The 13,816-nt window shown below is 49.6% G+C and carries 10 protein-coding genes; 7 read left to right on the forward strand and 3 right to left on the reverse strand.

The window, feature by feature from the left end; translation table 11 throughout:
- Positions 1-21: 21 nt before the first annotated feature.
- The 5 genes from ACSAMM_RS13920 to ACSAMM_RS13940 all read left to right on the forward strand — a co-directional run bounded on the left by ACSAMM_RS13920 (position 22) and on the right by ACSAMM_RS13940 (position 7,450).
- Positions 22-1,188 (forward strand): DUF3800 domain-containing protein, encoded by a 1,167-nt coding sequence (locus tag ACSAMM_RS13920; RefSeq protein WP_196011537.1) that lies wholly within the window; start codon positions 22-24, stop codon positions 1,186-1,188.
- Positions 1,185-4,277 carry a type I restriction endonuclease subunit R gene (locus ACSAMM_RS13925; protein ID WP_196011535.1) on the forward strand — a complete coding sequence of 1,031 codons (3,093 nt, stop codon included), beginning with the start codon at positions 1,185-1,187 and terminating at the stop codon, positions 4,275-4,277. Before ACSAMM_RS13920 ends, ACSAMM_RS13925 begins: the two co-directional genes overlap by 4 nt.
- Positions 4,277-4,984 carry a M48 family metallopeptidase gene (locus ACSAMM_RS13930; RefSeq protein ID WP_457791893.1) on the forward strand — a complete coding sequence of 236 codons (708 nt, stop codon included), beginning with the start codon at positions 4,277-4,279 and terminating at the stop codon, positions 4,982-4,984. Before ACSAMM_RS13925 ends, ACSAMM_RS13930 begins: the two co-directional genes overlap by 1 nt.
- A 171-nt stretch (positions 4,985-5,155) precedes the next feature.
- Positions 5,156-5,401: a hypothetical protein gene (locus ACSAMM_RS13935; RefSeq protein ID WP_289520338.1), complete on the forward strand. Its 246-nt coding sequence runs from the start codon at positions 5,156-5,158 to the stop codon at positions 5,399-5,401.
- A 576-nt stretch (positions 5,402-5,977) separates the two neighbouring features.
- A complete protein-coding gene (locus ACSAMM_RS13940; protein ID WP_457791895.1) occupies positions 5,978-7,450 on the forward strand; it encodes an MATE family efflux transporter in 1,473 nt (490 codons plus the stop codon).
- Between the two features lie 267 nt (positions 7,451-7,717).
- On the opposite strand, the gene ACSAMM_RS13945 is transcribed toward ACSAMM_RS13940, so the two are convergent.
- The 3 genes from ACSAMM_RS13945 to ACSAMM_RS13955 form a co-directional block, all read right to left on the reverse strand.
- On the reverse strand, positions 7,718-8,098 hold the full coding sequence (locus ACSAMM_RS13945; RefSeq protein WP_457791897.1) for a hypothetical protein: 381 nt from the start codon (positions 8,096-8,098) through the stop codon (positions 7,718-7,720).
- 178 nt (positions 8,099-8,276) lie between these two features.
- Positions 8,277-9,809, reverse strand: a complete 1,533-nt coding sequence (locus ACSAMM_RS13950; RefSeq protein ID WP_457791898.1) for a ClC family H(+)/Cl(-) exchange transporter — start codon at positions 9,807-9,809, stop codon at positions 8,277-8,279.
- A 62-nt stretch (positions 9,810-9,871) separates the two neighbouring features.
- Entirely contained in the window at positions 9,872-10,408 is a 537-nt protein-coding gene (locus tag ACSAMM_RS13955) for a GNAT family N-acetyltransferase (RefSeq protein WP_457791900.1), read from the reverse strand.
- A 144-nt stretch (positions 10,409-10,552) separates the two neighbouring features.
- Between ACSAMM_RS13955 and guaA the strand changes: the two genes are divergently transcribed.
- Both guaA and ACSAMM_RS13965 read left to right on the forward strand, forming a co-directional pair.
- Complete coding sequence (guaA, locus tag ACSAMM_RS13960; protein ID WP_178724415.1) at positions 10,553-11,857, forward strand: glutamine-hydrolyzing GMP synthase; 1,305 nt, start codon at positions 10,553-10,555, stop codon at positions 11,855-11,857.
- Positions 11,858-11,993: 136 nt separating this feature from the next.
- Positions 11,994-13,802, forward strand: coding sequence for a DUF6020 family protein (locus ACSAMM_RS13965; RefSeq protein WP_177691689.1), 1,809 nt, complete (start codon positions 11,994-11,996; stop codon positions 13,800-13,802).
- The last annotated feature ends 14 nt before the right edge of the window (positions 13,803-13,816 follow it).

Consider the following 13,816-nt stretch of genomic DNA (forward strand, 5'->3'; position numbering starts at 1 on the left):
CCACGGGAGGTGACATGTTTAATGCGTCTATTTCTAGATGAAGCAGGAAACACTGGTGGCATAACTGATAAGAATACAAAACTAAATTATGGAACACAGCGCCATTTTTGTTTGGCAGCTGTTGTTACTCATGATATGCAAAGTGAACAGCTGCTTCATCAGAAATATACAGCATTTAAGAGTCAATTTGCATCTGAGAAAGAGCTGAAAGGAAACTCCCTGTTTACAAAAGAAAATAACAATGCTCTAGAATACTTCTTGGACAATATTTTAGATGATATCCATTTTTCGATATGTTTGTATGATAAAAAATTCTACCTGGCATCGCTTTTGCTATTTGCCATTTTGGGAGAACAAGCAAGAGAACAGTTCCCGGTAGAATATTACTCGTTGGTGAGTGACCTTTCGCAAGAAAAAGATGAGCTATTTGCTACATTCTGCAAACTAACAAAGCGAGCTACAGAGACAAGTGTGCACGAACTGTTTGAATACTTAAAGAACTATTCATATCAACATATTCCAACGTCTGGAAATGGATTAGTTTGGGCTGTTTCAGAGATTCAGAACAGAGGAATTGAAGAAACGTTTGTAAATGACTTTCTAAAGTTTGGAAGTTATTCAAATCGGAAATTTGCTAATCTTATTAATCTTAATGCTCTCTCAGAGTTGTTGGAAGTAATTGAAATTGAGCGCAACTGTGATACCAGAAAAATTGATATTGTTCATGATAATATTTCAGGTATCGATGAAATGTTAAAACAAGAACTTAAACATTTCGATGTGACTGTTAAGTTTGCAGATAGTCAAGCAGAGGAACTGATTCAACTGGCAGACAATGTCGCAAGCATCTTTTGTAAAATAATAAATACCATCGTACGATGCTGGGATACAAAAACGGAGTGGTCACCTGAAAATGAGTGGATATTAACGCAGTCCGCACGATTCTTGAAAAAAATAGGAACGCGAAACATAAAGTTTACTGTTCCAATCCAAAGTTGGGCATTAACCTTTTGTGTGATGGATATGTTTGATCCCCAATACCCAAAGGAAATGCGCAAGAACCTATTTTTTAATCCAAGATACCAGTATTGGAACCAAGCAATTGTTCAAAATATTGCTGAGTTGGATTTTTCGCGACATGCAGCTTGCTTCGATGAATTATATTCAAACGAAGGAGGAAAGCCATGAGTATTGGCCAACGGGAAAAAGCCACGCAGAAGCGTGTCATAAAACTATTTGTCCAGGAACTTGGGTACACCTATCTGGGCGATTTCACCGAGCGAAAAAACGCCAATATTGAAACCGAACTGCTGACGAAATTTCTGACCCGCAAGGGCTATTCGCCGGTACTTATCAACCGCGCCTTGAAGGAGCTGCAAGATGCCGCCGGAGATCAGTCGGTGAACCTCTATGATTTGAACGAGCAGACTTATAAAAAGCTGCGCTATGGGGTCAAGGTCAGCGAGTCTGTCGGCCAGCATAAGATTACCGTCCAGTTTGTGGATTGGGAAAATCCGCTGGAAAATGACTTTTACATCGCCGAGGAAGTAACTATCAAGCATAAACGTCCGGATCTTGTGCTGTACATCAACGGTATCGCTTTTGCTGTCATAGAGCTGAAGCGCAGCACCGTTTCCATGTCGGAGGGTATCCGCCAGAACCTGACCAACCAGCGCCCGGATATGATTATGCAGTTTTTTGCCACCGTTGGGCTTGTCCTGGCAGGCAATGATTCGGAAGGGGCACGTTACGGCACTACTGGCACTCCGGAAAAGTATTATCTTTCTTGGAAAGAAGATTCCAATGCCAAAGATGAGGTTTCCGTAGCGGTACGCGCTCAAATCGGAAAATATCCCCTGCGTCTGGACAAAAACCTGATTTCTCTGTGCCGGAAAGAGCGGCTTGTAGAGCTGCTGCACAATTTTATCGTATTTGACAGCGGAGTGAAAAAGACCTGTCGGCCTAATCAGTTCTTCGGAAATATGGCAGCGCGGGATTTTATAAGGCGGCATGAGGGCGGCATCATCTGGCACACCCAAGGCTCCGGAAAATCCTTGACCATGGTGTGGCTCAGCAAGTGGATTAAGGAAAATATTTCTGACAGCCGTATCCTGATTATCACCGACCGGGACGAGCTGGATGTGCAGATCGAGCAGGTGTTTGCCGGGGTCAATGAGAGCATTGTCCGTATTCGCCGGGGAAGCGAATTGATTCAGAAGATCAACGACACCTCGCCTGTCATGATGTGCTCCCTGATCCACAAGTTTGGCAAGAAAAACAGAGGCAAGAGCGGCGAGACCGACTATGCTGGATTTATTGAAGAGCTGAAACGCTCACTGCCGGAAAACTTTTCTCCCAAAGGCGATTTCTATGTCTTTGTGGATGAATGCCACCGTACCCAATCCGGCAAACTCCACAAAGCGATGGAAACCATTTTGCCGAATGCCACCTTTATCGGCTTCACCGGTACTCCATTGATGAAAAAGGATAAGGAGACCAGTCTGGAGGTATTTGGCCCTTACATCCATCGCTACAAGTTTGATGAAGCAGTGCGGGATAAAGTGGTTTTGGATCTGCGCTATGAAGCTCGTGAAGTAGAGCAGAATGTTGTCCAGCAGGATCGGATCGACGCTTGGTTTGAGGCAAAAACGCGCGGGCTGACCGGTGTGGCAAAAGCTAAGCTGAAACAGCGATGGGGCAATCTGCAAAAGATGTTTAGCTCCAAAGCCCGGTTGGGACAGATTGTAGCGGATATTGTTTTTGATATGGAGACAAAACCGCGCCTGCATGATGGACGGGGTAATGCCATGCTGGTGGCTGGCAGTATCTATCAGGCGTGCAAATTCTATGAATTGTTCCAGGAGACCGAGCTGAAGGGCAAGTGCGCCATCGTGACTTCTTACGAACCAGCGGTGGGTGATATTCGCACTGAAACCGTAGGTGATGATGGTGAGACCGAGGCTGTGGAGCAATACGAGATCTACATGAAGATGCTGGGTGGGAAAGACCCGAAGGCATTTGAAAAAGAGGTCAAGGAAAAGTTTATCAAGCAGCCGGAACAGATGAAACTGCTGATCGTGGTGGATAAGTTGCTGACAGGCTTTGATGCTCCGCCTGCCACTTACCTGTATATTGATAAGTCCATGCGAGACCATGGCTTGTTCCAGGCAATCTGCCGCGTCAATCGTTTGGATGGTGAAGATAAGGAATTTGGGTATATTATTGACTACAAAGACCTGTTTCGATCCTTGGAAAATGCGGTTGCAGACTATACCTCCGAAGCATTTGACTGCTACGATAAGGAAGATGTCTCCGGCCTGCTGACAGATCGTTTGGACAAGGCCAAGGAACAGCTGGAGGATTCTCTGGAAGCTCTGCGCGCACTGTGCGAGCCTGTGGCACCGCCTAAAGATATGGTAGACTACTACCATTATTTCTGCGGTGTCAACACCGAATCCTTTGACTTGGATGAATTGGAAGAAAATATGCCCAAGCGGGAACAGCTTTACAATCTGTCAGCGACAGCTCTTCGCGCTTTTGGTGAAGTATCGGGTGAATTGCAAGAAAAGTACCACTATACCGTGGAACAGATCAAGGCGCTGGAGAGAGAAGTTACCTACTACATCAAGGTGCGTGACGATGTGCGTCTGGCTAGTGGTGACTATGTGGATTTGAAGAAATATGATCCGGACATGCGCCATTTAATCGATACTTATTTGTCGGCTGATCCCAGTCGTGTGTTGACCTCCTTTGGAGGAGCAACACTGGTGGAGCTGTTGGTAGACAACGGAATTTCTGCGCTGAAGGATATGCCTGCCTCTACACCCAAAGAGCAGGAAGCAGTTGCAGAGACTATTGAAAACAATATTGGCAAGGAAATTGTTGAAAGAATCCAAAGTAACCCCAAATACTATGAGAAGATGTCTGCGCTTCTTCGAGAATTGATTGAAAAGCGCAAAAATGACGTGATCAACTATGAGGAGTATTTGCGTCAGATTGTGGAACTGGCAAGAAAGGTACATAAGCCGGAAAGCGGCACAGAATATCCTTCGGGAATCCGGGAGAGTGCCGCCAAGCGAGCCTTTTATGACCATCTTAACGGGGATACGGTTGTGGCCAATCAGATATATAACGCTGTCATGTCCAGCAAACAGGACAATTTCCGGGGAAGCAAAATCAAAGAGCGTAAAATCTGGCGTGCTATTCGTGCTGTCGTAAAAGATGACCAGGAAGCCGATCAGTTGCTTGCATTGGTAAAGGAGCAGAGTGAATTTTAGTGGATGAACTGCAAATCGGCAACGTGAGTATTGCCGTTACAAAAAAGAACATCAAGAATATGTACATCCGCGTTCTGCCGCCCGATGGGAAAGTCCAAATTACTGTACCGCACTCTGCTGGGGATGACGCGATCCGAATGTTTGCGGTATCCAGAATTTCCTGGATTAAAAAGCAGCGTGCGAGCTTTGAGGCTCAAGCACGTCAAACAAAGCGACAGTATGTGACTGGAGAGAGTTACTATGTCTGGGGGCGGCGTTATCGTTTGGATGTGCAATACTCAAATGTTAGGAATGAGGTATCCCTTACAGGCGGGCATCTGATTTTACAAGTGCGGCCTGAAAGCACTCCGGAGCAGCGCGAGCGTGTTTTGAATGACTGGTATCGGGAGCAACTAAAAAGCAAGCTGCCGGAAGTGATTCAAAAATGTGAACAGGTTGTAGGTGTCCATGCATCTGAGTGGAAGGTCAAAAACATGCGTACCAAGTGGGGAACCTGCAATATAGACCGGAAAAGAATTTGGATTAACCTCCAGCTTGCAAAGAAAACTCCAGAGTGTCTCGCTTATGTTGTGACCCATGAATTGGTACACCTGCTGGAGCGAAATCACAACGAGCAATTCCAGAAGTATATGGATACCTTTTTTCCGGAGTGGCGAGTAGTAAAGGAAACACTGAATCAGCAAATGCTGGATTATATGAGCGAGTAAGCCTATATATCATTTGAAGCCGGATATCGTAGCCGTCAACATAAAGTATTGCGAAATTTCATTGCTTCTTTGGTCTCATGCTCAACCACATTTATTTTAAGTATGCGAAAGTTCATACCGGACAACTAAAAAGCCAGATATTTATATCTTTTTTAGCTTGGTGGGAGAAATATGGAACTTGAAGAAAAGCTTAAAGCAGCAAAAGTGCCGATGATAGTCGTACATTTTGACGAGAACTTTGAGACAACGTATACTGAAGAATATAACTTGGAGAATTTTGAACTGTCAGAATGGCAGATTGAAAGCTTTGCTAGAATTTTATTGCCTTCAATTCGTGAGTATTATAAAGATCCCAAACATGTGCAAGAGGCTAATGACTGGGCAAAACAGCAAAACAAGCAATCGATAGATACTTGAAGTGGATAGTAGAAAGTATTCAAGATAGCGTAGTAATAAATTTGATGAGCGGCTTTTTGTATGGTATAATAATTCTTGCATAGAGTTTCGCAGTTACACTGCTGGCAACACCATGGCAACAAAAAATCAGATAGCCTCTACTATCTGAATAATGAAAAGAATGCCAATAATCTGAGCTAATTCCCATAAGCAAATCTGTTTAGAAAACTTCTGACAGGAGCGAGTGGGAATAAAGAGGCGAGCGCTACCGGGGGCTTACCGGCCCCCGGCCACGATCGAGTTCGAATAACTTGAAAGGTCAAAATCCCCCGATGTTTATGGGCTGATAGAGACGACAAAAAGCCCCTTGGCTATGAGTTGCTTCTCACAGCTAAGGAATTTGCTGATTTTATCTGACACTACCGACGGCGATTGATCTCTTGACAAAAACAGTTTTCTAATATAAAATATACGGGTCGAACAGCCGAAAGAGCGTAGAATCACGACGATTCTACGCTCTTTTTTCTTTGTTCTTCGTAGTTTTCAGGCAGCTTTTTCTCTGATAAAGACTCCAACTATAATTTCAAGGAGGACCTTATGAACCAGTCTGAAAACAGTCAATTTTTAGGAACGGAAAAAATATCAAAACTGATGCTGAAATTTTCTATTCCCTGCATACTCTCCCTTTTGGTAAGCGCACTCTATAATATTGTTGACCAAGTTTTTATCGGCAACAGTGAATTGAGTGCGCTCGGGAATGCGGCAACTGGTGTTGTCTTTCCGATCTTTATCATCGCCCAAGCCTTTGCTTGGTGTTTTGGCGATGGCTGTGCCGTCTATTTGAACATCTGTCAAGGTAAAAAGGATACACAGTCTGCACCCAAGGCGATCGGAACAGGAATTGTTATTACGCTGTTTGCGAGTGTTGTGCTGATGATTGTATTTTTTCCGTTAAAGACACAACTCCTAACCTTATTCGGTGCTTCGGAAAACAGCATTGGTATGGCAATCGAGTATTTCAATATCATTTTAGCATTTTTCCCCGTGTATATGCTCTCTAATATGATGAATGCCGTTATTCGTGCAGATGGAAGCCCCTCTTGGTCTATGGCTTCAATGCTGGTTGGCACAATTATAAATATCATTTTAGATCCGGTATTTATTTTTGGTTTGCATTGGGGTATGAAGGGCGCTGCTCTCGCGACGGTTATTGGGCAGTTTGTTTCCTTTGTGATTAGTTTTCTTTACTTTTTCCGTACCAAGACCTTCAAACTTACAAAGAAAAGCTTTATTCCCGATTTCAAAGCGTTTGCTTGGGCTCTAAAACTTGGTGCTTCTTCATTTATTACACAGATGACGATTGTTATTATTTCGCTGGTCTGCAACATTATGCTGGCAAAGTACGGCGCAATGTCGCATTATGGCGTGGATATACCGATTGCAATTATCGGAATCGAAAGCAAGGTCTTTACCGTCGTAATCAACTTGGTTGTTGGAATTGTTCTTGGTTGTCAGCCGATTATTGGCTATAATATCGGTGCAAAGAATTACGATAGAGTAAAAAAACTGTATAAATCCATTCTTCTGTGTACGATTGTAATCGGCGTAATTTCTACCTTACTATTCGAATTAGCGCCGCAGGCGGTTGTTGGTATTTTCGGAACACCGACCAACATACCGAACCCCAAAGATTATTGGGATTTTGCCGAGAAAACATTCCGTATCTTCCTTTCGCTGGTCACGTTCACTTGTATTATAAAAATGACCTCTATTTTCTTTCAGGTGGTCGGAAAACCAGTGCAAGCGGTTGTTTCTTCGATGATACGAGATATTGTTTGCTTTATTCCGCTGATCCTGATTCTTCCTAAATTCTTTGGTATCGAGGGCATTTTGTTCGCTGCGCCGATTTCGGACTTTATCGCTATGATTGTGGCGGTGGCTTTGATTCTCTCATTTATGCGGTCGTTGAAAATAGAACAACTCAAAAAACGGGGGGAAGCTGTTTTGAAATCCTCAAAGCAGGATGCTGTCATCGCCATTGGCCGAGAACAAGGCTCGTCTGGCAGGTAGGTCTAACAAAGAATTTATTTCCGACATTAGCGCTGATTTTTCTGCTATGCTGTCATAACTGTTGCTCATCAGCGTTTTCAACGCGCTCCCGTTCCCCACCGTCACGCTGGTTTGGTTCCCGATCCCGTCGTACCCAAACCCGTACTTCACGGTCGTGATCATCTAGTTGCCTTTTGTTGCCGTAAATAGAAAAATAGGTTGACTACCCCACTGGTATGTAGCAAGCCAATGGGGTAGTCTTCAAAACAATTTTAAAACAATTTTGCTTTAAGGCTCTATATGGGCGTTTATTGCTGTGGTACCATTTAAAGCTTTTTTAACAGATAAAACTACGCGTATCGCTACAAATAATACCACTAAGAAACACAACATAAAAATACAGCCAATAAAGATGATTCTACGTTTTATGTTCAGATTCTGTTTCATCAGCAGGCAGAACAGAGAAAAGAATATCGCCGGCCTGCCGGGATAGGGAAACACGGTGATAATGGTGATGAACGTCATGATGAGGACGATGTAGGCAAGGCAGACCGCCTCCGCCTGCCGCGCGGAGGGGACGCCCTTTTTCCGGCGGGTGTAAGCCACCAGCCCGATGTAAGGGAGGATAAACGCCCCGTAGGTCGCCAGCAGAATCGTTTGCCGGAACACAAAACAGAGCCATGACAAAATAGCCGGTGAGCAGCGCCAGGCTGCACACGCTGACCCGCCGGATGGCGATCCAGTTTTTCTCGGCGACGCTCTTTTGAAAATGGGTGAAATAGCGGGCGCTCCGCCGTCCGAAACGCCGTAAGAAACGCAGAAAAGGGACCACGGCGGGCCTCCCTTCTTATTTCAAATGAGTGCGGCGGGGAATGACGGTGGATTTGCACTGTTCCTCCAGCGCGCGGTATACCTCTTCGCTGTCGTATTCGTCGCACAGCACGGTGATATCGTCCCCCGCCCGCAGCCGGGTGTTCCCTTTAGGAACCAGCTCCTCCTCGCCCCGCCGGACGGAAACGATGAGGCACCCTGCAGGCCAGGATACGTCGCCGATCCGTTTGCCGCAGGCCGGCGCGCCCAGGTGCACCGGCGCGTTGACCAGCACCTTGTCCCCGGAGGCGGCTTTCTCCGCCTCCGGCCGGCGCTTGCGCAGCATCCGGTGCAGAAGCTGATCGTATATCGGCTTGGAGCGGAGCAAATCCGCCGTGGCGTAGGCGATGAGGGACACCATGGCCAGGGACAGCATGTGGGACAGCGTTCCCGTCATTTCGCAGATGAGCAGTATGCCGGTCACCGGCGCCCGCACCACTGCCGCGAAATATCCCGCCATGCCCAGAATTACGAAATTCTCCAGATGTACGTCCAGCCCGACGGCGGCCGCCGTCCCGCCCACCAGGCTGCCCGCCACCGCGCCCAGCACCAGCAGCGGCAGGAAAATCCCCCCCGGCACCCCCGCGCTGAAGCTGAGGATGGAATATGCGAACCGGACGGCCAGCAGCCCCAACAGCCCCCATAGGGCGGTCTGCCCGGTGAGGCTCGCGATAAGCCCATGGCCGCCGCCCAGGACGGCCGGCCAGACAAAGCCCAGGATCCCCGCCAGCATAAAGGGAATGGCGGTTTTGATATAGGGAATTTTGATTTTATCGTACAGGTTCTGCGCCTTGTCGACGCACAGGTTATACAGCACGCCGAACAGGCCGAGAATCAGCCCCAGCACCGGCACTAGCCAGTAGTTTTTCAGCGGCATCATGGCGATGCCCGAAAAATCAAAAACCGGCTTCAGGCCGAATATGTTGCGGGAAATCACGTCCGCCGTGATAGAGGAGGCCATGGCCGGCAGCAGCACATCCAGCGAGAAGTTCTTGTGCAGCTCCTCCAGGGAAAAGAGCACCCCGGCCAGCGGCGCGTTGAAGGCCGCAGCCAGCCCCGCGCTGGCCCCGCAGGTCATCAGCAGTTTTTCCTCGGTGCGCACCCGCTTGGTCAGCCGGGAGACCCCTTTGCCGGCCATGGCGCCCAGCTGGATGGAGGGCCCCTCCCGGCCCAGCGCCAGCCCTGCCCCGATGGTCAGCAGGCCACCTAAGAACTTGGCCAGCAGCACCCGCCACCAGACGGTGCGGATGCGTCCCTGCATCTCCCCCTCCACCTGGGGAATACCCGAGCCGCTGATCAGCGGCTCCCATTTGAGCAGGTAAGTCACCAGCCCGGCAGCCCCCAGCAGGATGACGAACCACAGGGGAATAAAATAGGGGTGGGCCGTCCCGAAGGCCAGCGCCGCGTGCAGCACCGTTTCCCCTTGGCTCAGCACCGCCCGGAACAGCACCGTCACCAGCCCCGCCGCCGCGCCCACGCCGATGCCCTCCAGCACCAGCAGGTAACGCATGTTGGAAAACCGCCGCAGTGTGCGCGAAATGGAATCCCTCTCCATACACCAGTCTCCAGATTTCAGATTGCCGTCAGCCGGTATTCCAGCTGGCAGTCGCAGGGCTCCTTGGCCGTGTGATGGGGGTCGTATTCCGCCGCCTCCACGCAGCCCATGGCCCGGTAAAACGCCTGGGTTTCCACCGCCGAATGGGCGGATATGTACAGCTTACTGGCACCGTGCTCCCTGGCCCAGCCCGCCGCCAGGGTGAACAGCCGTCTGCCGGCGCCCTGGCCCCGCCGGTCCCGCGAGACATGCAGGCTCGAAAGATCGAGCATGTCGGCCCGGCTCCCCAGCGGCCGGCCCTCCACCGACGCGAAGCCCTTGAGCACACCGCCCTCAAACGCGCCGAACAGCACGCCCCCACCTTCCAGCGTCCCCCGCAGGCAGGTGACCAGATACGCATAATCCGCCTCGCTCCAGTCGTCGATAAACGCGATGTCCCGGATTACCCAGTCGCCGCCCTCCTTCCGCCAGCATTTTGTAACGTCCTGCCGCCGGACAAACGCGCGGAACAGCTGCCGATCGATTTCCTCCAAAGCCACTTTTCTGTACTCCATAACGGTTCTCCCCAAGCGGTATTCTTGTTTTATTATACCTCCTGACCGTCCGGAATGCAAACCGTTTGACTGGAGGGGGCGACCTGTGGTATAGTCTCCTATAGGAAATAAAGGAAGTTTATCAGAGGAAGGCTGGGTTCCCGCATGAAACAGGATCGCATTGTCATTTTGGATTTGGGCAGCACCGAAAACACCACCATCGCCCGCGCTGTCCGCGCGCTGGGTGTGTACAGCGAGATTTATCCGCACGACATCTCCGCCGCCGAGCTGACCGCTCTGCCCGGCGTCAAGGGCGTCATTGTCAACGGCGGCCCCAACCATGTGGTGGACGGGCGCGAGATTTTCGTGGCTGACGAGGTGTATGCCTGCGGCCTGCCCGTGCTGGCGGTGGATCACCCCGCGGCGAAAACGGAGCGCCAGCTGGCGGCCTGGCCGGAGGAGGACAAGCTGGCCGACGCGCTGCGTCCCTTCGTGTTCGACGTCTGCGGGGCCGAGGCCAACTGGAATATGCCGAATTTCATCGCGGATCAGATCGAAGAGGTTCGCCGTCAGGTGGGCGATAAAAAGGTGCTGCTGGCCCTGTCCGGCGGCGTGGATTCCTCCGTGGTCGCCGCCCTGCTCCTGCGGGCTATCGGGGATCAGCTCACCTGCGTGCACGTCAATCACGGCCTGCTGCGCAAAGGCGAGCCGGAGCAGGTGGTCGAGGTGTTCCAGAAGCAGCTGGGTGCGAATCTCGTCTATGTGGACGCCTCCGAGCGCTTCCTGGGCAAGCTGGCCGGCGTGGCCGATCCGGAGCAGAAACGGAAAATCATCGGCGCGGAATTCATCCGCGTCTTCGAGGAAGAGGCCCGCAAGCTGGAGGGCATCGACTTCCTGGCCCAGGGCACCATCTACCCCGACATTGTGGAAAGCGGCACCAAAACCGCCAAAATGGTGAAATCCCATCACAATGTCGGCGGTCTGCCGGAGGATCTGGCTTTCGAGCTGGTGGAGCCCCTGCGGCAGCTGTTCAAGGACGAGGTGCGCGCCTGCGGCGTGGAGCTGGGCCTGCCGGACGGGATGGTCTACCGCCAGCCCTTCCCCGGCCCGGGCCTGGGGGTGCGCTGCCTGGGCGCCATCACCCGCGACCGACTGGAGGCCGTGCGGGAGGCGGACGCCATCCTGCGGGAGGAATTCCATGCCGCCGGCCTGGACAAGAAGGTGTGGCAGTATTTTACCGTCGTGCCCGACTTCAAGTCGGTGGGCGTGCGGGATAACGCCCGCTGCTTCGAGTACCCGGTGATCCTGCGGGCGGTCAACACAGTGGACGCCATGACCGCCACGGTGGAAGCCGTGGACTGGCCGATCCTGTTCCGCATCACCGACCGGATTCTGAAAGAGGTTAAGGGCGTCAACCGCGTCTGCTACGACCTAAGCCCCAAGCCCACCGCCACCATCGAGTGGGAATAAGGAGCGCTGTCGGGCCGAGCGGCCTCGCCCTTCTTCTGGGATGAACGGTGGTTAAGTGGGAATACTGCTGGAGAAAATGGGGAATACAGCTGTTTTGAAGGCGCTCAAAAGCTGTATATAACGGAGGAGGAAGCGCATGCCTAAAATCAAACAGAATATACTGTGTCTTATGTCAGCATTTTTATCCTTGTGGGCCCTAACGTCTATGCTGAAGCTCGATGCCGGTCGGTATCCCATCAGCAACAGTGTTTTTTCAGTCGTGCTTTTTGTCGGCCTCTTTTGGCTGATACGGGCCGCCTATTTGCGCATAAACAAGCGGTTAGCTGTGGTGTCCGGTGTGTTCGGCTTTTTCTTTTCGGCTTTTATGATATGCGGCGCCAATATTCTGCAGCGGAATTATGCCTTTTTAAATAAAACGTTTACATGGCTGCGTATTCTTGCTGGCACCCCGCTGTTCATGGCACTGATCGTCATGATTTTGACGACGCTCCCCAAGTGGAATGCGGTCACAAAGATTTCAAAGCTGGAGAATTTTTCCACACGTGTTTTCGGATGGAAAAAGGTGTTTTTTATCAGCTGGCTGCTCATTTTTTTGGCATGGGTTCCCGGTTTGATCGCTTCTTTCCCTGGCATATATGCCTATGACAGCGTTTATCAAATCGGGTACTATCTTTCCGGCTCCATTTATTTGCACCATCCGTTGATCCATACCTATCTCTTAGGGTTCTGTGTGGTGACTCTGGGCAATCTCTTTGGCAGCCCGGAAATCGGCATGCTTGTTTATTCCCTGTTTCAAATGCTCTGTCTTTCCGCGACGTTTGCCGCCATCTGTTATTATATGGCGCGCAGGAATACATCCGTATTGATTCGGGCGGCGTTTTTACTGATTTTTATGTTTTTGCCGGTAAATGCGTTAATGTCTTTTTCCGCAACCAAAGACGTTATATTTTCCGCTCTTTTTGCTCTAATGATTTTGGGCCTATTGCTTATAGCCGAAAATCCTTCCCTTTTAAAAAAGAACCTATTTTGTTTGGTATGCGTCCTAGTCACTTTCTTCATGATGATTTTCCGCAGCCAAGGCATTTATATTTTCTTTTTTGGTATGATTTTTTGTTTTATATGGCTCAGAAAGCAATGGAAGAGAGTATTGGCCATTTTTTCAGCGTGTGTGGTTTTGTTCCTGGTATACTCGGGACCGATCACCACTTTGTGCAAAGGGAAAAAATTTGACGGTTTGAGAGAAATGATGAGTATCCCGTGCATGCAGTTGTCCCGGGTCATGCTTTACGCGCCCGATAAGCTCACCGCGGAAGAAAAAGAAATTATTGAAGACTACATTCCGGGCTATAAGCACTATTCCACCTTCACCTCGATTTCGGATTCTATGAAAAACACGTTTAATGCGGCGCGTTTTCGCGAGAAGCCCGGCGAATTTATCAAACTGTGGGCGCGTATTGGTTTGCGATGTCCCACTACGTATATTGACGCTTTCCTGCGCATCACCGTTGGCTTATGGTATCCAGATATGAATTACCGGGATCCAGGGGCGTATCATCCGTATTGGGAATATATATCCACTCAGCAAAATGCTCAAGGCTCCTTTTTCATTGTTGAAAGAACCCCGCCGTCCGGCATGGAATGGCTGTCGAACTTTTACGACACGCTGACGTATAAAAATAGCTATCAGAAGATTCCGATTATATCCATGCTGTTTAGCTCTGGGTTTATGGTTTGGATTGTTTTTCTATATATAGCATGGTGCCTTTATCAGAGAAAATACAGATACCTGGTTCCTGCCAGCTTCCTGGTTGCTCTATGGCTGACCCTGCTTCTGGGACCGGTAGTTTTGTATCGCTATGTATATCCCATTGTTATGTCGGTTCCTCTGCTCATCAGCTTTGTCTTAACCGAGGAAAGCGCGTCCCAAGAAAGAACCAATCAATAACCGTGAAAGGAAAT

It is taken from the genome of Anaeromassilibacillus sp. SJQ-5 (assembly GCF_054108045.1).

Coding starts and splice junctions, on each gene's coding strand:
- ACSAMM_RS13965 (WP_177691689.1), top strand. CDS start 11,994: ATGCCTAAAATCAAACAGAATATACTGTGTCTTATGTCAGCATTTTTA.
- ACSAMM_RS13925 (WP_196011535.1), top strand. CDS start 1,185: ATGAGTATTGGCCAACGGGAAAAAGCCACGCAGAAGCGTGTCATAAAA.
- ACSAMM_RS13955 (WP_457791900.1), bottom strand. CDS start 10,408: ATGGAGTACAGAAAAGTGGCTTTGGAGGAAATCGATCGGCAGCTGTTC.
- guaA (WP_178724415.1), top strand. CDS start 10,553: ATGAAACAGGATCGCATTGTCATTTTGGATTTGGGCAGCACCGAAAAC.
- ACSAMM_RS13950 (WP_457791898.1), bottom strand. CDS start 9,809: ATGCGTTACCTGCTGGTGCTGGAGGGCATCGGCGTGGGCGCGGCGGCG.
- ACSAMM_RS13935 (WP_289520338.1), top strand. CDS start 5,156: ATGGAACTTGAAGAAAAGCTTAAAGCAGCAAAAGTGCCGATGATAGTC.
- ACSAMM_RS13940 (WP_457791895.1), top strand. CDS start 5,978: ATGAACCAGTCTGAAAACAGTCAATTTTTAGGAACGGAAAAAATATCA.
- ACSAMM_RS13920 (WP_196011537.1), top strand. CDS start 22: ATGCGTCTATTTCTAGATGAAGCAGGAAACACTGGTGGCATAACTGAT.